General features: G+C 73.4%; 8 protein-coding genes. 1 reads left to right on the top strand and 7 read right to left on the bottom strand.

Translation table 11 applies throughout. The annotated features are described in order from the left end of the window. Positions 1 to 119 precede the first annotated feature (119 nt). The 7 genes from SCAB_RS38135 to SCAB_RS38105 all read right to left on the bottom strand — a co-directional run bounded on the left by SCAB_RS38135 (position 120) and on the right by SCAB_RS38105 (position 19,517). The gene (locus SCAB_RS38135; protein ID WP_013005376.1) at positions 120 to 7,502 is read right to left on the bottom strand and encodes a type I polyketide synthase; all 7,383 of its coding nucleotides are present in this window, start codon (positions 7,500 to 7,502) and stop codon (positions 120 to 122) included. Then, positions 7,499 to 15,661 (bottom strand): type I polyketide synthase, encoded by an 8,163-nt coding sequence (locus SCAB_RS38130; protein ID WP_013005375.1) that lies wholly within the window; start codon positions 15,659 to 15,661, stop codon positions 7,499 to 7,501. Before SCAB_RS38130 ends, SCAB_RS38135 begins: the two co-directional genes overlap by 4 nt. A 12-nt stretch (positions 15,662 to 15,673) precedes the next feature. Continuing rightward, positions 15,674 to 17,020 (bottom strand): class I adenylate-forming enzyme family protein, encoded by a 1,347-nt coding sequence (locus SCAB_RS38125; protein ID WP_158512273.1) that lies wholly within the window; start codon positions 17,018 to 17,020, stop codon positions 15,674 to 15,676. A gap of 64 nt (positions 17,021 to 17,084) precedes the next feature. Further along, complete coding sequence (locus SCAB_RS38120; protein ID WP_013005373.1) at positions 17,085 to 17,612, bottom strand: hypothetical protein; 528 nt, start codon at positions 17,610 to 17,612, stop codon at positions 17,085 to 17,087. Beyond that, positions 17,609 to 18,751 carry a beta-ketoacyl-[acyl-carrier-protein] synthase family protein gene (locus tag SCAB_RS38115; RefSeq protein ID WP_013005372.1) on the bottom strand — a complete coding sequence of 381 codons (1,143 nt, stop codon included), beginning with the start codon at positions 18,749 to 18,751 and terminating at the stop codon, positions 17,609 to 17,611. The genes SCAB_RS38120 and SCAB_RS38115 overlap by 4 nt, the downstream gene beginning before the upstream one ends. Further along, the gene (locus tag SCAB_RS38110) at positions 18,748 to 19,245 is read right to left on the bottom strand and encodes a 3-hydroxyacyl-ACP dehydratase FabZ family protein (RefSeq protein ID WP_013005371.1); all 498 of its coding nucleotides are present in this window, start codon (positions 19,243 to 19,245) and stop codon (positions 18,748 to 18,750) included. Before SCAB_RS38110 ends, SCAB_RS38115 begins: the two co-directional genes overlap by 4 nt. Beyond that, the gene (locus SCAB_RS38105) at positions 19,242 to 19,517 is read right to left on the bottom strand and encodes an acyl carrier protein (RefSeq protein ID WP_013005370.1); all 276 of its coding nucleotides are present in this window, start codon (positions 19,515 to 19,517) and stop codon (positions 19,242 to 19,244) included. Before SCAB_RS38105 ends, SCAB_RS38110 begins: the two co-directional genes overlap by 4 nt. 1,348 nt (positions 19,518 to 20,865) lie before the next feature. On the opposite strand from SCAB_RS38105, the gene SCAB_RS46085 reads away from it, so the two are divergent. After that, the gene (locus tag SCAB_RS46085) at positions 20,866 to 21,663 is read left to right on the top strand and encodes a LuxR C-terminal-related transcriptional regulator (protein ID WP_013005369.1); all 798 of its coding nucleotides are present in this window, start codon (positions 20,866 to 20,868) and stop codon (positions 21,661 to 21,663) included. The last annotated feature ends 69 nt before the right edge of the window (positions 21,664 to 21,732 follow it).

Here is a 21,732-nt window from a genome sequence, read left to right as displayed (position 1 = left end):
GGCAGTCGGGGGGCGTCGTCGGCGCTGGTGGTCGCGACGGCGGTCGGTGTGTGCGGCGGGGGGTAGGTCGGCGTCGGTGTGCGGCGGGGGCGCCCAGCTGTGGTGCGGGCGGGTGGGGGTCAGCTGATCGCGTCGGCCGTGGTGTGCAGGTCGAGCAGACCGGTGAGGGTGTCGGCGGTCCGTGTGACGTACTCGGTCAGCAGGGTGAAGTGGCTGCCCGGTGTGGTGGTGCGGGCCGTGAGGCCCGGCCAGTCCCCGGCCCAGCCCTGCTCGGGGGCGGACGGCACCTGTTCGGCGGCCTCGACGAGCAGGACGGGGGCGGTGAGTCCGGTCGGCCGCCATCCTCGGCCGAAGAGGTCGAGATACCAGCCCAAGGCGGTGAGGCCGGTGTCGTCGTGGGTCCAGAACTCGCCCTGCGACGCCAGCCACTCCTGGAGGATGTCGGCCGACGCCGCCTCGGGGATGGCGCCGGGCGAGAGGCTGTCGAGCAGCACCACGGCCTCGGGACGGATGCCACCGGCCTCGAGGTGCCGGGCTGTCGCGTGGGCGGCGAAGCCCCCGGTGGAGAACCCGACCAGGGTGAACGGCTCACCCTCGGCGCAGTTCTCGACGGCGGCGGCCAGCGCCTCGGCCACGGCGTCGACGGACGCGGGCAGTCGCTCTCCGTCGCGGTACCCCGGCAGCGGTACGGCCGCCACGTCGTACCGCCCGTCGAGCGCGCCCGCGAGCCGCTGGTAGGTGAGGTTCGCGGCGCCCGGGATGAACGGCTCCACACAGATCAGGGCCGGCCGTCCCGCCCGGCGCAGCCAGGTCGCGGCGGGTGTGTGTTCCGGCTTCGTGGGGCGGGAGAAGGTGGGGCGCAGCCGTGCGGCGGCCGTCAGTATCGCGATGCCGTCGTGGGTACGGCCCAGGGAGACCGCCTGCCTCAGCAGCGCGCCGAGGCCTGCGGCCGTACCGTTGTGGTGGGCGGCCGGTGGCGCCCCGGCGGCGCTGGATTCGGTGGCGCTGGATTCGTTGGCGCGGGACGCGGTGGCGTCGGCCAGCCGGTCGTGGAGGTGGGCCGCGAGAGCGGCGGGGGACGGGTGGTCGAAGACGACGGTCGCCGAGAGCGGGAGCGCGGTCGACGCGGCGAGCCGGTTACGTGCCTCCACGGCGGTCACGGAATCGAAGCCCAGGTCCCTGAAGGCCGTGTCGGCCGGGATGGCCGTGGGGTCCGGGTGGCTCAGGACGGCGCCGGTGTGGCGGGTGACGAGGTCGAGCAGGAACCGTCGGCGTTCCGGCTCCGGCAGTGCCGCGAACCGGTCGGCCACCCCGGCGGTCGCCGATGGCCGGGCAGGGGCGGGTGCGAGGCCCGACAGCAGCGGCGCTGAGGGCTGCGCACGCAGCGAGTTCAGGTCCAGGCGGGCCGGTATGAGCAGCGGATGGTGGCTGTCGGGCCCGGTGCCGAGGGCGGCGTCGAGCCGCGCCAGTCCTTCCGCGGCGGGCATCGGCACGATCCCGGAGCCCAGGAGCTGCCGTATCCCTTCGGCGCCGAGCTCCTCCCCCATCGCCGACCTCTCCTCCCACATGCCCCAGACCAGGGCGGTCGCCGGCAGTCCCTGACGGCGGCGGTGGTGGGCGAGGGCGTCGACGAAGGTGTGGGCGGCGGCGTAGTTGCCCTGCCCGGCGAGCCCGAGCACGCCCGCCGCCGAGGAGTACAGAACGAACTCGGCGAGATCGAGGTGCTCGGTGAGCCGGTGCAGATGCCAGGCCGCGTCGGCCTTGGGCCCGAGGACTCCGTCCATCTGCTCGGGGGTCAGTTCGCTGACGGCTCCGGGGTCCACCGTTCCGGCGGCGTGGACGACGGCCGTGAGGGGGTGGTCGGCGGGGACGGTGTCCAGGAGGGCTGCCAGGGCGTCGGGGTCGGCGACGTCGCAGGCGGCGAGGGTGACGTGCGCGCCTAGTCCGGTGAGTTCGGCGCGCAGGCTCTCGGCCCCGGGGGCGTCCGGTCCGCGCCTGCCGACGAGCAGCAGATGCCGGACGTGGTGCCGGGTGACGAGGTGGCGGGCGGCGAGGGAGCCGAGGGTTCCGGTGCCTCCGGTGACGAGGACGGTGCCGTGGGGGTCGAGGGGACGGGGGACGGTGAGGACGATCTTTCCGGTGTGGGCCGCGTCCCGCATGAGCCGGATCGCCCGGGGAGCGTCGCGGACGTCCAGGGCGGTGACGGGCAGGGGCTGGAGGGTGCCGTCGCCGAAGAGTTCGCCGAGGCGGGCGAAGGTGCGCGCGACACGGTCGGGACGCGTGTCGAGTCCGTACGGCAGGTAGCGCGTGCCGGGGTGGTCCAGGGCGGTCCGCCGGGGGTCGCGCGGGTCGGTCCTGCCGATGTCGACGAGACGTCCGCCGGGGGCGAGCAGGCGCAGCGAGGCGTCGGTCTGCTCGCCACTGAGGCTGTGCAGCACGACGTCGATCCCCCGGCCCGCCGTCATGGTGCGGAACCGCTGCTCGAAGTCCGAGTCCCGGGAGGAGGCGATACGGGAGTCGTCGAGGCCGAGGGCACGCAGGGTGGCGTGTTTCGTGGGGTGGGCGGTGGCGTAGACGTCCGCGCCGAGGTGGCGGGCGATCTGGAGGGCGGCCATGCCGACCCCGCCGGCCGCCGCGTGCACCAGGACCGTCTCGCCGGGGCGCAGATCGGCGACGTCGACGAGGCTCTGCCAGGCGGTGAGGAACGCGGTGGGCACCGTCGCGGCCTGCGGATACGTCCATCCGTGCGGCACGCGGACGAGGTTGCGGTGGTCGGTGACCGCCAGCGGGCCCATCGCTCCCCGCCAGGCGAGCCCCAGCACCCGGTCTCCGGGCCGCAACCCCTCGACGCCGGGGCCGCATTCGGCCACCACTGCCGCCAACTCGCTGCCGAGCCGCCCGGGTTCGGGATACATGCCGAGTGTGAGGAGCACGTCGCGGAAGCTGACTCCGGCGGCGCGGACGGCGACGCGGACCTGTCCCTCCGTGAGGGGGGCCTCGGCCTCGGGGCAGGCGGCGAGGACGAGGTCGTCCGGGCTGCCGGTGGCCGGTTCGCGCAAGGTCAGCCGCCAGGCCGCCGGCCCGTCCGGCACGGTCAGGGTGGTGTCGGTGGCGGTCCTGGTCAGCCGGGGCACGAGCAACCGGCCCTGTCGCAGGGCCAGTTGCGGTTCACCGTCGGCGAGTGCGGTGGCGAGTGCCGTGGGCAGGTGCTGCCAGGATGCCTCGTGGTCGCCGGTGTCGAGCAGGACGAACCGGCCGGGATGTTCGGACTGGGCGGTCCGCAGCAGCCCCCACGCGGGCGCCAGGGCGAGGTCGCGGACGTCCTCCCCCGCCTCGGCCGCCACCGCGCTTCGAGTGAGCACCACCAGGGGCCGGTCCCGGGTCCGTTCGTCGGCCAGCCATTCCTGTACGGCGGCGAGGAGCCCCCGGGCCGAACGGTGTGCGGAGTCCGGGACGGCCGCGTCGGCCGTGACGGGGTGCCCGACGCACACCAGGACCGCCACGTCACCGTGCGGCCGGGTGGCCAGGGCGTCGACGGCGGGACCGATGCCGATGTGGTGAGGGCCCGCCCGCAGGTCGCGCGGAAGCCGGGCCGTGCCGTCCTCGGGGAGGATCCAGCAGAGGTCGCGGGACGGCTGCTCCGCGGCCGGGGACACCTCGCGCCACTCCAGGAGGTAGGGCGCCTGGCGCCGGGAGGGGGCCCGCCCGACGGTCTCCGCCGTGAAGGGCCGTAGCGTCAGCGAGTCGATCACGGCGACGGGCCGGCCCGTGTCGTCGACCAGCCTGAGCGTGTGTTCGCTGTGCGCGGCCGGGGAGGTGGCGCGTGTCCTGGTCGACAGATGGGCGCGCACGACCGTGGCGCCCGGTGTGAAGATCCGCATGCCCGCGATGGCGAAGGGCATGCGGGCCGGTGCCCCGCCCGTGGTGTCCGCCGCCGCCTCCACGAGGCAGGTCTGAAGGCCCGCGTCCAGCAGTGCGGGGTGCACGGCGAAACCCGGGTCGGCGGCGTCCTCGGGCAGGTGGGCCTCGATGTAGGTGTCGTCGCCCCGCCGCCACGCCCCCGTGAGGAGCCGGAAGGTGGGGCCGAAGTCGACGCCCTGCTCGGCGAGGCGCTCGTACAGCGGGTCGAGGTCGACGGGGAGCGCGCCGGGGGGCGGCCATGCCGTCAGGTCGGGCCATGCGGGCACGGTGTCCTCGTACGGAGCGAGCGTGCCGCCCGCGTAGTGGGTCCAGCCGGTCTCCGTGTCGGGCGCGCCGGTGTCGTAGGAGTCGTCGGTGTCGTCGGTGTCGTCGGTGTCGTCGGAGGGGATACGGAAGTGGAGTTCGACGGGGCGCCGTCCGTCGTCCGTGGCCGCCCTGACCCGCAGTTGGAGGTCGACGGAGGCGTTCTCCGGCAGGACCAACGGGGTGTACAGGGTGAGTTCGTCGAGACGGCCGCAGCCGAGCCGGGACCCGGCGTGCAGGAGCAGTTCGGCGGTGCCCGCGCCGGCCGCGACAGCGGTGCCGCCCACTGCGTGGTCGCGCAGCCAGGGGTGGGTCCGCACGGACATGCCGCCGGTGAACAACCAGCCCTCACCGTCGGCGAGTTCGGCCTTGGTGTCCAGGAACGGGTGTGTCACCGGGCTCAGTCCCCCGCCCGTGCCCATCTGCCGTGAGGGTGGGGTGTGCAGCCAGTAGGGCCGGTGCTGGAACGGATAAATGGGCAGTTCCACGCGGGCGGCGCGGGCGAGCAGCCGCGTCCAGTCGACCGGTGCTCCCCCGACGTGCAGACGGGCCAGCGCCGCGGTCAGGACGCGCGGCTCGTCACGTTTTCTGCGCAGGGTGGGAATCCACGCGGCCGAGGACGTTCCGGTCCCGTCCGTGGTGCCGGGGCCGGTCTGGCCGAGCGCGGTCAGTACGGCGTCCGGGCCGATCTCCAGGAACGTGGTGGCGCCCTCGTCCCGCAGCCGGGCGACGGCGTCGGCGAAGCGCACCGCGCCGCGTGCCTGGCGGGCCCAGTACTCCGGCGAGCAGGCCTCCCGCGCGGACAGGGCGGCACCGGTGAGGGTGGAGACGATGGGCACGGCGGGTGGACGGAGGTCGAGTCCGGCGGCCACGCGCGTGAGTTCGTCGAGGACGGGGTCGATGTGCGGGGAGTGGAACGCGTGGCTGACGCGCAGCCGCTGGATGCGGCGTCCGCGCTCCCGCCACTCCTCGGCGACGCGTACGACGGTGTCGTGGTCGCCCGAGATCACCGTGGCGCCCGGCGCGTTGACGGCGGCGACCGACACCAGGTCCTCGTGGCCGCGGAGCGTGGCCACCACCTCCTCCTCGGAGGCGGCCACGGCGATCATCGCCCCCGTGGCGGGCAGCGACACCATGAGCCGGCCGCGCGCGGCCACCAGCGTGGCCGCGTCCGCGAGGGACAGTACCCCGGCGACATGGGCGGCGGCGATCTCGCCGACGGAGTGTCCGGCCACGAAGTCGGGGCGGGGACCGAGGTGTTCGACGGTCCGGTACAGCGCGACTTCCAGGGCGAAGAGGGCGGCCTGGGTGAAGTCCGTACGGTCCAGCAGATCGGCCTCGTCGGTGTCCGGCCCGGCGAACATCACGTCCTTCAGCGGGCGTGGCAGATGCGGGTCGAGGTGGGTGCACACCTCGTCCAGAGCCTGGGCGAACACCGGGGAGTGCGTGTGCAGGGCGCGGCCCATGCCGGGCCACTGGGAGCCCTGGCCGGAGAACAGGAACGCGGTCCCGCTCGCCGGGCCGCGCACCCCCTGGACGAGGCCCGCCCCGGCGGAGCCGTCGGCGAGGGCGTCGAGGGCGGCGAGCAGTCCGTCGCGGTCCGTGCCGGTGAGTACGGCCCGGTGGGCGAGGTGGGCCCGGGTGGTCGCCAGGGAGTGGCCGACGGCGGCGAGGTCCGTCTCCGGCGCGTCGTGCAGGAGTTGGGCGAGCTGGGCCGCCTGGGCGCGCAGTGCGGCGGGCGCGGCGGCGGAGACCGGCCAGACGAACCCGGGGACGGTCAGCGCCGACGGCCGGTCCGGATCACGCGGTGGGGCAGTCGGCGGCGGGGCCTGCTCCAGGACGAGGTGGGCGTTGGTGCCGGAGACACCGAACGAGGACACCGCCGCGCGGCGGGGCCGCCCGGTGTCGGGCCAGGGGCGCTGTTCGGTGAGCAGCCGCACCGATCCCCTGGACCAGTCCACCTTGGAGGAGCGGGTGTCGGCGTGCAGGGTGCGGGGCATCTCGCCGTGGCGCAGCGCCATGACCGTCTTGATGATCCCGGCGACCCCGGCCGCCGTCTGGGTGTGGCCGATGTTGGACTTCAGCGAGCCCAGCCACAGCGGCCGGTCCTGGGGCCGGTCCTTGCCGTAGGTGTTGATCAGGGCGTGCGCTTCGATGGGGTCGCCCAGTGCGGTGCCGGTGCCGTGCGCCTCCACCAGGTCCACGTCGGACGGGGTCAGGCCCGCGTTGGCCAGCGCCTGGCGGATGACCTGTTCCTGGGCGGGGCCGCTGGGCGCGGTCAGCCCGTTGCTGGCGCCGTCCTGGTTGAGGGCGCTGCCCCGGATGACCGCCAGCACGGGATGACCGGCCCGGAGCGCGTCGGAGAGCCGCTCCAGCAGGAGCAGGCCCACGCCCTCGGAGAACCCGGTGCCGTCCGCGCCGTCGCCGAACGCCTTGCACCGTCCGTCCGCGGCCAGCCCGCCCTGCCTGGTGAACTCGACGAACACCTCCGGGGTGGCCATGACCATCGCACCGCCGGCGATGGCGAGCGAGCTCTCGTCGGCACGCAGCGACTGGCAGGCCAGGTGCACGGCGGACAGTGAGGAGGAGCACGCGGTGTCCACCGTCACCGCCGGGCCGTTCAGGCCGAGCGTGTAGGCGATCCGGCCGGAGGCGACGCTGGGCAGCCCGCCCTGGAGGCGGTATCCGTCCGCGGCGGGGACGTGCCGGTCGAGGGGCGGCAGGTAGGCCTGGTGGGTGACGCCGACGAAGGTGCCCGTCCGGGTGGAGCGCAGGGAGGTCGGGGCGATCCCGGCGCGTTCCGCCAGCTCCCAGGCGGTCTCCAGCAGCAGCCTCTGCTGGGGGTCCATCGCCAGGGCCTCGCGGTCGGATATCCGGAAGAGTCCGGCGTCGAAGCCGGCGGCGTCCTCCAGGAAGCCGGCGCGCCGGGGCAGTTCGGCATCGGCGCCGAGCAGGCCGTCGAGGTCCCAGCCCCGGTCGGTGGGGAACTCCCCGAGTGCCTCCCCGCCGTCGGCGACCAGCTGCCACAACTGCTCGGGGGACCGGACTCCACCGGGCAGCCGGCACCCCATCGCGACCACGGCTATCGGCTCCCGGGCGGCGCCGAGCAGCTTCTGGTTCGTCCGTCTCAACTGCTCGCCTGCCAGCAGGCTGTTCCGCAGGGCCTCGACGATGTTGGCGGGCGGGGTGGCAGGCGGGGTGGTCACGGTCGGCTCCGTCTGCTCGGGGGACGTCGGTCCGTGGGCGGCGTGTGCGGCACCGCCGGGGCGGTGCGTCATCCGGACTCCTCCATGGACAGGGCGAGGGCGACGAGTTCGTCGGCGCTCGCCGACCTGATGTCCTCGTCGCCGGGGTGCCGGGCGGCGGTCGTGCCGTCGTCGGCGAGTTGCAGGAGCGTCTCCAGCAGCCCGAGGTCCCGCAGGCGGGCGACGGGGATCGAGGCAAGGGCCCGCTGGATCGCCGCGTCCGGGTCTGTCGCCGTCCGGTCGTCGCCGTCGCCGTCGACGATGTCGCCGCCGTCGTCGGTGAACAGCTCGCCGACGAGGTGGGCGGCGAGGTCGTCGGGGGTCGGGTGGTCGTAGGTGAGGGTGGCGGGCAGCTGGAGCGCGGTGGCCCTGGTGAGACGGTTGCGCAGTTCCAGGGCCGTCAGGGAGTCGAAGCCGGACGCCTTGAAGGGCTGGTCCGCCGGCAGCGGCGAGGACGCGTCGAGCCCCAGTACGGCGCCGGCGTGGGCGGTGATGAGGGTGCGCAGCCGACGCAGCCGCGCCTCGGGGGCGAGGGCGTCGAGTTCCTGGCGCAGATCGGGGACCGAGTCGGCGGCGCCCGAGGTCCGGCGAGCGGCTGTGGCGGCGGTCAGGCGCTCCAGCAGCGGGTGCAGGGTGCCCAGTTCGCTGTTGGCGCGCAGGGTCCGCTGGTTGAGGGGGCTGGCGGTGAGGACCGGGTACGGCAGTTCCAGCGCCGTGTCGAGGAGGGCGTGCCCGTACTCCGCGGTGATCGGGGCGAGTCCTGTGCCGGCGATCCTCGCGTTGTCGGAGTCGGTCAGCGTGCCGCTGAGTCCGGTGACCGGCTGCCACCAGCCCCAGGCCATGGAGGTGGCGGACAGGCCCTGGCGGCGCCGGTGGTGGGCGAGGGCGTCGAGGAAGGCGTTGGCGGCCACGTAGTTGCCCTGGCCGGGGTTGCCGAAGGTGGCGGCGGTCGAGGAGTACAGGACGAAGGCGGCCAGGTCGAGGTGGCGGGTCAGTTCGTGCAGCTGCCGGGCGGCGTCGGCCTTCGGCGCGAAGGCCGTGGCGAACTGGTCGGGGGTCAGGTTGGCGATGGTGGCGTCCGCCAGCGTGCCCGCCGTGTGGAAGACACCGGTCAGCGGGTGCTCGGCCGGGACGGAGTCGAGGAGTTGCCGCAGCGCGTGCGGGTCGGCGACGTCGCAGGCGGTGATCGTGACGTGCGCTCCCGCGCCTTCGAGGTCGGCGCGCAGCCGGTCGGCTCCGTCGGCCTGGGGTCCGCGCCGGCTCGCCAGCAGCAGGTGGCGGACTCCGTGCGTGGCGACGAGGTGCCGGGCGAGCAGCGTGCCGAGGGTGCCGGTGCCTCCGGTGATCAGTACCGTGCCGTCGGGGTCCGGCGGACGGGGGAAGGTCAGGACGAGCTTCCCCGTGTGACGGGCGTTCTGCATGAGCCTGAAGGCGTCGGCTGCCTGGCGGATGCCGTAGGCGGTGACCGGCAGGGGGGTCAGCGCCCTGGTGCGGAACAGGTCGAGGAGTTCGGCGAGCATGTCCGACAGGCGGTCGGGGCCCGCGCTGGGGTGCAGGTCGAACGCCTGGTAGGTGAGGTGCGGGTGGGTCGTGGCCAGGTGCCCGGTGTCCCGGATGTCGGTCTTGCCGAGTTCGACGAAACGACCGCCGGGCGCCAGGAGGTCCAGGGACGCGTCGACGAAGGAACCGGCCAGGCAGTTCAGGACGACATCCACGCCACGGCCCCCGGTGGCCTCCCGGAAGCGCTCGGCGAACGCGAGGTCGCGGGAACTGGCGATGTGCTGGTCGGGGCAGTCCAGTGCGCGCAGGGTCTCCCACTTGTCGGGGTGGGCGGTCACCAGCGGCGTCGCGCCCAGGTGGCGGACCAGCTGGACGGCGGCCTGCCCGACGCCTCCGGCGGCGGCGTGGATCAGGACCGTCTCGCCGGGCCGGACGTCCGCCAGGTCCACGAGGCCGTGGTAGGCGGTGGCGAACGCCACGGGCACGCCGGCGGCCTGCGCGAACGACCACGCATCCGGGACGTGCGTCAGCAGGCGTTGGTCGGCGACGGCGACCGGCCCGAAAGCCTTGTCGATCAGACCCGTCACGCGGTCCCCCACGGCGAACCGGCGCACCCCAGGCCCGGTCTCGGTGACGACACCGGCGGCCTCCGCCCCGAGACTCCGGGCCGGGATCAGACCGAGTGCGGCGGCGGTGTCGACGAAGTTCATCGCGGCGGCCCGCACCTCGACGCGGACCTCGCCGGGCCGCAGCGGGGCGGTGGCGTCGGGCGCGGGCAGCAGGGCGAGACGGTCGAGACCGCCCGCGCCGGTGGACTCCAGCCGCCAGGCGGGGGTTTCGGCCGGCGGGGTGAGCAGCTCGGCCGTGCTGGTCCGGGCGAGCCGGGGGACGTACGGCTTCCCGGCCCGTAGCGCCGACTGGGGGTGCCCGGCGGCCAGTACGGCGGCCAGCGCGGCCGTGCTGTCGGGGTGGCGGTCGGTGTCGACCAGGACGATCCGGCCGGGGTTCTCGTTCTGGGCGGTGTGCAGCAGACCCCACACCGGGCCGTCGGCCAGTCCGGGCGGGTCGTGGGGCCCGGTGACGACGGCGTGGCGGGTGACGACCGCGAGGACGGTACGGGTCAGCCGGTCGTCGGCGAGCCATTCCTGGAGGAAGCGCAGCACGTGTTCGCACTGGGTCCGGGCGCCCTCGGCATCGGCCTGGTCCCGGGCCGGCGGGGACCAGACGACCAGTTCGGGCGGAGCCGCTCCCCCGTCGACGGTCGCGGTCAGGGCGGCGAGACCGGCGTGGCGGGGGACGGTGTCCAGGGCCTCGGTGAGCAGGGCATCCGTGTCCAGCAGGGCCCATCCGGTGCTGTCGGGGGCGCCCGTGCGGGCGCCGGGCAACGCGCTCCACTTCAGATGCAGCAGGTCGTGCTCGGGGCCGGTGGCGGTCTGGCGGCGCAGATGGTCGCCGGTGGTCGCGCGCAGGGTGAGCGCGTCGATGGTCAGGACCGGGGCGCCCGTGCCGTCCGTGGCCAGCACACGGACGGTGTCCGGCTTGGTGACCTGGAGGTGGACGCGCAGGTGCCGGGCCGGGGTTCCGGTGCGGGTGATGCCGCTGAAGGTGAAGGGCAGCCGGGGCCCGTCGCGTCCGTCGGTGCGCTCCCCCGCGGTGTCGGGCAGGGCGATGGGGTGCAGGGCGGTGTCGAGCAGCGCGGGATGGATGACGTGGCCGGTGGGCGCCAGGCCGTCGGGCAGTTCGGCCTCGGCGTAGAAGTGCTCGTCCCGGTGCCACACGGAGCGCAGGCCGGTGAAGGCCGGGCCGTAGTCGTAGCCCGCCTCGGCGAGGCCGGTGCGCAGGCCGGCCAGGTCGACCGGCCGGGCGTCGGCGGGCGGCCACACGGCCGGTCCGGCCGGTGCCGGGTCCGCCGCCGGCTGGGGGGTCAGCCGCGCGGTGGCGTGCAGGGTCCAGGCGGGCGGATCGGTGTCGGCGGTGTGGACACGCGCGTGCAGGGTGACCGGCCGGTGCCCGTGGTCGTCGGGCGGGCCGACCCTCAGATGCAGGTCGAGGGCCTCCTCGTCGGGCAGCACCATGGGGGCGTGCAGGGTCAGCTCGGCGATGTGCGGGCACCCGGCCAGGTCGGCCGCGTGCAGGACCATGTCCAGGTAGGCGGTGCCGGGGACCAGCGCGACTCCGGTCGCGGCGTGGTCGGCGAGCCAGGGGTGGGTGTCCAGGCCGACACGGCCGGTCAGGAGCAGGCCCTCGTCGTCGGGCAGGTCGACCATCGCGCCCAGCAGCGGGTGCCCCGTCGTGCGCTGCCCCGCGGTCACCGCCTCGGCCGAGGGGGCCTGGGCCAGCCAGTGGCGGCGGTGTTCGAAGGCGTACGTGGGAAGGTCGACGCGGCGGGCCCCGGCGTACAGGGCACTGAAGTCGAGGTCGTGCCCGTGGGTGTGCAGGCGTGCCGCGGCGGACGCGAGGGAGCCGGTCTGGGACTGGGTGCGGTGCAGGGTGCCGACGACGAGCCCGGCGGCGGTGGCGGTCTCCTCGACGGCCGGCACGAGGACCGGGTGCGGGCTGCACTCCAGGAAGGTGCGGTATCCCTGGTCGGCCAGGGAGCGGACGGTGTCGGTGAGGCGGACCGTGTTGCGGAGGTTGTCCCACCAGTAGGCGGCGGTCAGGGTCCTGCCGTCGAGCGGGCCGTCCTGGAGGCGGCCGTCCACCGTGCTGTGGAAGGCGATGGAGGTGGGGTGCGGGGTGATGTCCGCGAGCCGTTCCAGGATGTCGTCGTGGAGCGGCTCGATGTGCGGGGAGTGGCCGGCGACCTCCACGTCGATACGCCGGGCCCGTATGCCCTCCGTGTCGCACCGCCGCAGCAGTTCCGCCACGGCGGTGCCGACGCCGGCGACGACCGTGGAGGCGGGGCTGTTGACCGCGGCCACGCCGATGTCACCGGCGTACTCGTCGACGAGCGCCTGGGCCCGGTCGGCGGGCAGGCCGAGCGTGGCCATGGCGCCGGTGCCGGACAGGACGGCCAGCGACTGGGCGCGCAGGGCGACCAGTTTCGCCGCGTCGGCCAGGGTGAGGGCACCCGCGATGTGGGCGGCGGCAATCTCGCCCTGGGAGTGCCCCACCACGGCGCCCGGGACAAGACCCTGGGACTGCCACAGCCGGGCGAGCGAGGTCATCACCGCGAACAGCGCGGGGTGGACGACGTCGACCCCGTCCAGCGCGGGCGCCCCCGGAGCGCCGCGCAGCACGTCCACCACCGACCAGCCTGTGTGGGGCCGCAGGGCCTCGTCGGCCGCGTCGAGTGCCCGCCGGTAGGCCGGGTGGGCGTCGTACAGCTCCATGCCCATGCCGGGCCACTGCGAGCCCTGCCCGGGGAAGACGAACACCAGCTTCCCCGGCCCCGACACCGGCACGGCCGCCTGGGTGAGGCCGGGGTGGTCCTCCTGCCGTTGCAACGCCCGCAGGCCGTCGAGGAGTTCGTCACGGGTACGGCCCCGCACCACGGCGCGGTGCGCGAAGGCGCTGCGTGCGGTGCCCAGCGTATGAGCCACGTCCACGGGGTCGAGGTGGGGGTGGACGGCGGCGTGCTCGCGCAGCCTGGCGGCCTGGGCCCGCAGCGCGGTCCCGCTCTTCGCCGAGACGGGCCACAGGACCTCCGTCGGCGTCCCGTCGGCGACGGCGGGCGCGGGGACCGCGGGCAGGGGCGACTGCTCCAGGATCAGGTGGCTGTTGGTCCCGGAGACGCCGAAGGAGGACACGGCGGCGCGCCGGGGGCGGCCGTCGATGTCCGGCCACCGCTGTTCCTCGCTCAGCAGTCGTATCGCGCCGGCCGACCAGTTCACGTGCGGGGAAGGGGCGTCGATGTGCAGGCTCCTGGGCAGCAGTCCGTGCCGGAGGGCCATGACCATCTTGATCAGTCCCGCGACCCCGGCGGCGGCCTGTGTGTGACCGAGGTTGGACTTCACCGATCCCAGCCACACCGGCTGTTCGGCGGGGCGCTGACCGTAGGTGGCCAGCAGCGCGTGCGCCTCGATCGGGTCGCCGAGCGGTGTCCCGGTGCCGTGGGCCTCGATCGCGTCGATGTCGTGGGGGCCCAGCCCTGCGTTGACGAGGGCATGGCGGACAACCTGTTGTTGTGCGGAACCGCTGGGCGCGGACAGCCCGTTGGAGGCGCCGTCCTGGTTGACCGCGCTGCCCCGGATCACCGCGAGGACCGGGTGGCCGTTCGCGCGGGCGTCCGACAGCCGTTCCAGCAGCACCATGCCGACGCCCTCGGCGAGGCCGATGCCGTCGGCGGACGCCGAGAACGCCTTGCACCGGCCGTCCGGGGCGAGGACGCGCTGCCGGGAGAAGTCGACGAGCACACCGGGGCCGGACATCACGGTCGCCCCGCCCGCGAGCGCCAGGTCGCAGTCGTGGGCGCGGAGCGCCTGGCAGGCCTGATGGATCGCCACCAGGGAGGAGGAGCAGGCCGTGTCCAGGGTGATCGCCGGTCCCTCCAGCCCCAGGAGGTAGGAGATCCGGCCCGAGGCCACACACAGCGCGGTTCCCAGGAAGGCATGGCCCGCCACCTCCTCTCCCGCCTGGTGGAGACGGGGGCCGTACTCCTGGGAGATCACCCCGGCGAACACCCCGGTGCGGGTGCCGCGCAGGCTCTCGGGGACGATGCCGGCGTGCTCGACCGCCTCCCAGGACACCTCTAGGAGCAGCCGCTGCTGCGGCTCCATCGCGGTCGCCTCGCGTGGCGAGAGCCCGAAGAATCCGGCGTCGAAGTCGGCGGCGTCGTACAGGAACCCGCCGTACCGTGAGGAGATCTTCCCCAGCTCACCCGGGTTCGGGTCGTACAGGTGGTCGGTGTCCCAGCCGCGGTCTCCGGGGTGCTCGCCGATCCCGTCCCGGCCGCCCAGCACCAGGTCCCACAGGGACTCCGCGCTGGTCACCCCGCCGGGGAAGCGGCAGCCGATCCCGACGATCGCGATCGGCTCGTCCGTCGCGGTACGGCGCACGGGGCGCGCCGGGGCTTCGTCCGGCGTGGTGAGGCCGAGTTCGTGGCGCAGACGGTCGGCGAGGGCCAGGGGGGTGGAGTGGTCGTAGACGAGGGTGGCCGGGAGGTCGAGGCCGGTGGCCGCCGAGAGGGCGCCCGCCAGCTCGACCACGGTGAGCGAGGTGAGCCCGCTCTCCAGGAAGGTGAGGGTGTCGAAGGAGCCCGAGGAGGCGACTGACTCGGCGGACTCGGCCTGGCCCCGCGCCCTGTCGGTCTCCCGGGCGATCAGCTCGACCAGGATCGCGCGTTGTTCGGCCGGGGAGGCGTCGCGCAGCTCCGCGGTGTCGCGGAACTCGGCGGCCAGCGGCGGCACCTCGGGCTCCTGCGGACGGACGACCGGGGCCGGGGTCGCGACCGGGGCCGGGGCTGAACCCGGGGCTGAACCGGCGGCCGGGGTGAGGAGTTCTTCGTACGCCGTCCCCCAGTCGACCGGCACTCCGTTGACGTACGCGTGGGTGAGGGCGCGCAGGAGGCTCTCGCGGTCGCTCCTCCTGTGGTCCAGCGTGGGGATCACCACGCCGGTCACGCCCTCCGAGCGCAGCGTCTCACCGATGACGGTGGTGAGGGTGGGATGGGCGCTGACCTCGATGAAGAGCCGGTGGCCCGCGGCGACGAGCGCGCGCACGGCCTGCTCGAAGAGGACCGTGCCGCGCATGGAGCGGTACCAGTGCGCGGCGGTGAGGTCGGCGGCAGCGAGCCGCGAGCCCGTGGCGGTGGAGTAGAAGGCGGCGCGGAGCGGGCCCGGGGCCGCGGGCGGCGCCTGTCCGAGCATCAGCTCGCGCAGGATCTCCGTCTGGCGGGAGTGTCCGGCGACCTCGATCCCGGGCACCTTCCAGGCCCAGAGCCCCTCGCCGGTCAGCTGGGCCAGGAGTTCGTCCACGGCGTCCGGGTCACCGCTGACCGTCACGTTGCGGGCGCTGTTGACGGCGGCGATGTCGAGGCGTCCTCCCCATGTGCCGAGCAGGGGTTCGACGCGGTCGACGGAGGCGGCGACGGATGCCATCGCGCCCCGCCCCTCGATGCGGGTGAGCGCGCTGCCGTACTGGGCCAGGAGCCGGGCGGCGTCCTCGACGGCCACAGCGCCACAGGCGTGGGCGGCGGCGATCTCGCCGACGGAGTGTCCGACGACCGCCGTCTCCTTCAGGCCGTGGGCGCGCCAGGTGTCCGCGAGGGCCGAGGACAGGGCGAACTGGACGGGCTGGACGGTGCCGAGCCGGGTCAGCTCCGCTTCCCCGGCGAGCGCGTCGGCCGGGTCCCAGCCGTCCAGGTGGGCGCTCAGGGTCCGGCCGTAGAACTCGACGCGCTCCTGGAATCCGGGCGAGGACGCGCGCAGTTCCGCCGCCATGCCCGGCCAACTGGCGCCCTGGCCTGGGAAGACCAGGACGGGTTCGCGGGCCACGTCGGCGGTGCCGGTGAGGACGTCGCGCCCGGGCCGGCCCTGGGCCAGGGCGGTGAGGCCGCGCAGCAGTCCGTCCCGGTCCGTGGCGAGTACCGCGCCGCGTCGGTGGGCGTGGACCGTGGTCAGGCTGCGGTGGCGGAGGTCCCGCAGCGTCTCCTCCGGGGCCGACGCGGCCTCCTCGCGCAGCCGGTCGGCCGCCGCCGCGAGCGCGTCCGGGGAGTCGCCCGAGACGAGCAGGGGTGGGGTGGGGTGTTCCATGGTCGACCTCCGCTACTTTCCGGCGGACTTGCGCCAGCCCAGGTGCGTTGCCGGGTGGATCAACAGGCGGGCCGGCTGCTCGCTGCGCAGCAGGACCGTCGCCAGCCGTCGTCGGATTTCCTGTTCGTCGATCGAGGGGTCCGCGCAGTAGACGTCGAGGGTGAACACGACGTCGCCTGCGGTGTTCTCGTGGGTCCAGGCCTCCGCGCCCAGGACGCCGGGGATGGTCTCCGCGAGTGCGCAGACCGATTTCAGGGAGACCTTCTCGCCTCGGCTGATCACATAGCTGGGGCGGCGGCTGCGGAAGTAGAGATAGCCGTCGTCGTCCCTCTCGAAGAGGTCTCCCGTGCTGATCGAGGTCGTGGGGCCGCTGACGGGGAGCTCGGTCTCGTCGCGGCGGCCGACCCTGCGGAGCATGGCCGTGTCCGTCTCGACGATCAGCTCGCCGACCCTGTCGTCGGCGTCCGCCGTGCGCAGCCGGACCTGGACCCCGGGGAGCGGGAGTCCCACCGAGGCATGGCGCGAGGGCGGCTCCAGGTGGGCGGCGAGGGTGGAGACGCGGGGACCGGCTTCGGTGAGCCCGTAGGTGAGGTACAGCTCCAAGCCCGCGTTGTGCTTCAGGAGGTCCGCCACGGACGAGGCGGCGAACGCTTCGCCCCCCACCGTCAAACGGCGCAGCGGTGCCGGGAGTCGCTCTCCCGCGCGGAGCCATGACTCGACCATCGTGGGTGTCAGGGAGGACACGGTGATCCCGTGTTCCTGGATGGTCCGGTGGTAGTGGGCGGGCGTGAACGGCGGTCCCGCGATGACCGCCCTGCCGCCGGTCACGAGGGTGGCGAGCAACTGGGCGACGAAGGCGTAGGAGTAGTGCATGGGCAGGCTGATCAGGACGCTGTCGGCGGCGCTCTGGCCGATCGCCCGGGCGTGCCGGCCGGCGTTGCGCAGGAGCGAGTCGACGCGGTGCAGACAGCCGCTGAACACACCGGAGGTGCCCGAGGTGAGGAGGATGATCTCCCCGGGCCGGTACCGGATGGTGTCCACGCCGCTCAGGCGGGCGAACCGGGCGAACCCGCCGAGGGTGCGCGGTGGTACGCCGGCGTGCGGTGCGGGCGGGACCCTCGCGGCGATCAGGGCGTCCGCGCCGAGGGCCCGCGCCATCCGCTCGACACGGGACGGCGGCGCCGACGGCGGCAGGAGCACCGGGACCGCGCCTCGGACCAGCAGCGCGCACACCACGGTGACGAACGGAGCGCCGTTCGGCATCGCCACCATGACGGGCGTTCCGGGTTCGACACCGAGTTGATGGATCTCCTCCACCACGGTGTCGAACGGCGGAGGCCGGGTTCCCGGTCGGTCCACCTGGACGAGATCACGGAGAAAGTCCCGCACGACGCCGGACTCAAGAGTGCAGGCGGTGTCCACTTCAGCCTTTCTGTGTCCCCGTCAGCAGCGTGCTGGTGACGCGATGGCCCGAGGGGCCGGCTCGATGGGAGGTGACGAGCACATGCGTCGCCGCGCCCTGGCGCAGCCATGCGCGGGCGAGGGCGCCCGCCGGGGGCAGGCCCTTGTCCGGCGGCATCGACAGGGTCATGCTGGGCCCGCTGAAGCCCAGGAACTGCGAGGGGAGGCTGCACACCGAACCCGGGTTCGCCCCGGAGAACCGCAGCGGCGAGATGCGTCCCGCCGCGATCGTCGCGGCGATCGCGCGCATGGTGTACGTGGTGCAGTCGTCGCTGACGACGATGTGCCCCACGCCCTCCCGCGCCGAGTCGATGTCCTCCCGGTGTGCGTCGATCGCGCGTTGCACGGCCTCGAACACCAGCCAGGAGAGCGGGTCCGCGTAGAGGGAGGCTCTCTGTCTCGGGCGTACACCGGACAGGTCGGTCACCTCGGTGACGCCCTCGCCGAGCACCGTCATGCCGTACGTGGTCAAGATGGCCACGTCGCTCATGTCGCCACGCTTTCCGGTCCCTGGAGGACGAGGCAGGTGTTGAAGCCGCCGAATCCGAGCGTCACGCTGATGCCCCGGCCCGGTTCGGCCTTCATGGGTCGCTCCATCGGGATCGGCAGGCCCAGCCTTGACAGCGGGTCCCGTAAGGAGGGGACGGGGGGTACCGTCCCTGTCGCGAGAGCCTGGAGCAGGGCCACCGCCTCGATGGCGCCGGTCGCGCCGAGCGTGTGTCCGAACGCCCCCTTCGTCGCGAACGCGACCGGCGGGCGGGGCACGCCGGCGAAGAGCCGCGCGTAGGCACGTGCCTCCACGTCGTCGTTCACCGGTGTCCCGGAGCCGTGCGCGTTGACGACGGTGACGTCCTCCGGCGTGATGTCCGCGTCGCGCAGCGCGCGTTCGACGGCCAGGACGACGTTCGCGCCGGACGGGTCGGGGGCCACGGCACTGGCGGCGTCGTTCGACGATCCGGCGCCGGCGACGACACCGTACGGGCGGGCGCCGCGGGCGCGGGCGTGTTCGGCCCGCTCCAGGACGAGGAACGCCGCTCCCTCGCCGAGGACGGTGCCGTTGCGGGCGGTGTCGAAGGCCCGGAGGCCGTCGGGGGACATCGTGCCGAGGTGTGAGTGGCCGAGGCGTTTGCCCAGGGTGAGTACGTCGGCCCCGCCGCACACGCAGACGTCCGCGACGCCTTCCTCGAGGAGGGCGAGTCCGGCGAGGACGGCGTCGGAACCCGCGGAGCAGGCGGTGGTGACGGTGACCGGTTCCACCACGCATCCGGCGTCCCGTGCCGCTGTGACGGACCAGTGGGACAGGGAGCCGGTGTCCGGCATCTCCAGGTGGGGGCCGTAGCTGGTGCCGAGGACGGGCAGGACACGCGGGTCGCCGGGGTCGATCCCCGCGTCCCGCAGGGCCTTTGACAGCGTGGCGCGGGTGAGCCGCTGCTGGCGGTCCCACGCGGGCAGGTCGCTGTCGAGGTCGGGCACGGTCGCGGCGAGCGTGCCGCGCAGCGGTACCGGGGAGGACACTTCGGTGATGCCGGAGGCGCCGGCCAGCAGTGCCTCCCACACGGTGTCCACGTCGGAGCCCAGGGCAGTCGACCAGGCCCTTCCCGTCACCCACACCTGGGACCCTGTACTCACCACAACTGCTCGCCCAGATCCGCCACCTTGGTGCGGACCAGCGTGCCTCTGGTCATGGCGACGGGCCTGCCGGAGACCTCCGCCCGGCACGTGAACGTCATGACGTCGCCGCGAAGCTTGTCGCAGGTGGTGTGGAAGACGACCTGGTCACCGGGGACCACGACGCGTACGAACCTGGCCTTGACCGATCCGATCAGGGTGATCTCGTCTTCGGTCAGCGGCGAGGTCGACAACTGAGCGAGGATGATCGCCGACTGGGCGATCGCCTGCATCATATGGCTGGCGGGAAAGACGGCCCGCTCGGGAAAGTGCCCCGCGATCGCGTCGATCTGCCCGGAAACAGCCATGAGGCTTTTCACGTATTTCCCGGGCTCGTAATCCAGAATACGGTCGAGATAAATCATCGGATGACGATGGCGCAACCAGCTCTTGAGTTCCGTGAACCCCATGGCTCGCGGTTCACGCGCTACTTCGGTGTGCGTCGTCTCGGTCACTGGACGCCGGCCTCGTCCGTAAGAGCCGCTTGCCTGAGCGACACCAACTGGGTCAGGGTCCGGACCGAGGAGAAGTGCTCCGGGACGAAGTCCTCGTCCGAGATGGTGATACCGAAGAGGTATTCGCACTGGGTGCGGAGTTCGGTGAATCCGAGTGAATCGAGTCCGAGGACATCTCGGAAGCCGTCGTCCAGCCCGATCTCGGACGGCGGCACAGTGATGAAGAGATCGTCGACCAGGATGTGCTTGATGGTCGATTCGATGTTCGCCAAGAGGGTCTCCTATGGTGCCGAAAGGGGTCGACCTGCGGAGGCAATGCGACCATACAAGGGCTACAGAACGAAGGTCGACTAGGAGAATCCCTAGTCCCCGCATTCGGGTTGGCGTCGGCCACGATTCGTCTGCGGGTCGACCGGTTCCGCAGATGCGGCGTCTCGCCCTGGTTTGTCAGGCCGGCCGGCGCAGGAACCGTCGCACGCGCTGCGGGTGTGTCGGGTCCAAGGGCCCGAGGTGAGGGGTTCTCCTCCTTCCTGTGCCGACGGGGTGACGGCCGGCCGGCAGGTGAGGGCGGGAAGTAGGGCGGCCCGCTGCCGGGCGGTGCTGAACACGGTGGTCGACGGCAGGTGCGTCCCTGGTGGACGGGGGTGTCGATGGCGGGGATGTCGATGGCGGTGATCCGGTGACGCCGGCCGGCGCCCTTCTCGAAGGCGGTCGGCTTCTTCGCATCCCGGCTGGACGGCTCGGCCCGGCGCACGATCAGCCGCGCCCCCGGCGGCCGGCCGTCAGGTCACACGGGCCGGTCGGCCCGACCGGCCGGACCGGCGCAACGCCCCGTCCCGGCCGGCTCGGCCGGCACCCTTCGGGAGTGCGGCAGCCAGGCCGGCGGGAGCCCGGCACGATCGGCGACCTTTCGTGGAGCACCACACCCACGTGGCCGGATCTGTCGGGGCAGCAGATCACGGCCTTGGCCGAGTACATGAGGCAGCGGGAGTTGCGCCGATCGCGTCAGTGACGGTTCCGGGCGGGCGGGCATGACGGCCTCCGGTCACCACCCGCGGAGAAACCCGCCCTTCCCGTCACCCGACGGGATCCGACCCGAAGGGTGCCCACGGTGTCCCGCGAGTGCGCCGACCTGCCTGTTTCACCTGGCCACGGACGCGGTCGGCGGCCGCGCGACAGCCGGCCGCATCGCGGCACAAAGACCGCGGAAGCGAATACATCTCCCCCGGACTTTACGCCAGAATGGAGATGTTGGGTCTTGTGATAATCCGTCACCACAGCAACTATGGAACCGACACGGACGAACGCCCGCACCACCAAGAGACCTTGTACGCCGCACCCCCATGGCAGTCGGACGGTTTTCCCGGACCTCGTCCGATGACGAACACATTTCACTTCGACGTTCGGGGCGGGTCCGTCCCCCGCCGCACGACCGGCTTTCCCACATGGCCCTCTGTACCACCTGACGGAAGAGACCAAGGACGCCCCCGCCCAGGGCAGTCCACCGGCATCGGCCGATCGCGGAACAACCCGAGTCTCTTCCGGCCGCCCCCCGAAAGAGGTACTGCCTTGTCCACCCTGCCCAAAACCACGATTCTGGAGCCACACCCAGAGTCCGTCGTGGCGAAATCAGGAGACCCGTCGGCGCCGGAGCCCTCGTCGGCGCTCACCCCGGCACTCGGCATCGTCCATCTCGACACCGCCCTCCGGGTCGTGGAGGCGAACGACGCGTTCTGCGAGCAGTTCGGGCTCGCACCCGCGGAGGTGACGGGGGAACCTCTGGCACGGTTCTTCCACCCGACGGACGCGGCGAGCCTGGAGGAACACTTCTCCCGACTCGTCGACGGGCGGTGCGGCGACTTAAGCATCCGCCTGACACCCATGGACGCGAACCACACGGACAGGGACTGCCTCGTCACGGGCCTCACGTTCAACACCGTCCTGCATGTCTGCCGCATGGAGTGCGCCGTGATCGCGCTCATCGTCCCGGACACCGTCCACGGCCCCACGCTCACACCGGTCACGACACTCGCCGAGGTGCCCGCCCGCATTCTGGAAGGCGTGGCCGCCGGGCTGTCCACCCAGCAGTTGGCCTCACGGCTCGGCCTCAGCAGCCACGGCGTCGAGTACCACATCAGCGCGATGCTGAAGAAGCTGCAGGCCCCCACCCGGTCCGCGCTCGTCGCCCGCGCCTACGCGCTGAACATCCTCGTCCCGCACTGCTGGCCGCCCCGGGTCAGGCCCCAGCAGATGACGCGGTTCCCGGTCGGCAGGTCCGCCTGCGCCAACTCGGCCCCCGCGCCCGCGGACCACGCCCAGGTGTCGGCGCCCCGCCCGTCCGACAACCTCATCGACGCTCGACGGCCCGCACAGGTGCTCGCCGCAGGCGGCCACCACCCCGAGCTGGAGAGCGCATGAGCCGAACACGCTCATCCCGTCGGCGTAGTACGACACTTCGCTCCGCCGCCGTTGGAGCGCGGGCCGAAC

The organism is Streptomyces scabiei 87.22, assembly GCF_000091305.1.
GTDB lineage: Bacteria > Actinomycetota > Actinomycetes > Streptomycetales > Streptomycetaceae > Streptomyces > Streptomyces scabiei.
The sequence above is the reverse complement of the archived record's forward strand: the minus strand, read 5'-3'. Positions and strand labels throughout refer to the sequence as shown.

Coding starts and splice junctions, on each gene's coding strand:
- SCAB_RS38120 (WP_013005373.1), bottom strand. CDS start 17,612: ATGAGCGACGTGGCCATCTTGACCACGTACGGCATGACGGTGCTCGGC.
- SCAB_RS38130 (WP_013005375.1), bottom strand. CDS start 15,661: ATGGAACACCCCACCCCACCCCTGCTCGTCTCGGGCGACTCCCCGGAC.
- SCAB_RS38135 (WP_013005376.1), bottom strand. CDS start 7,502: ATGACGCACCGCCCCGGCGGTGCCGCACACGCCGCCCACGGACCGACG.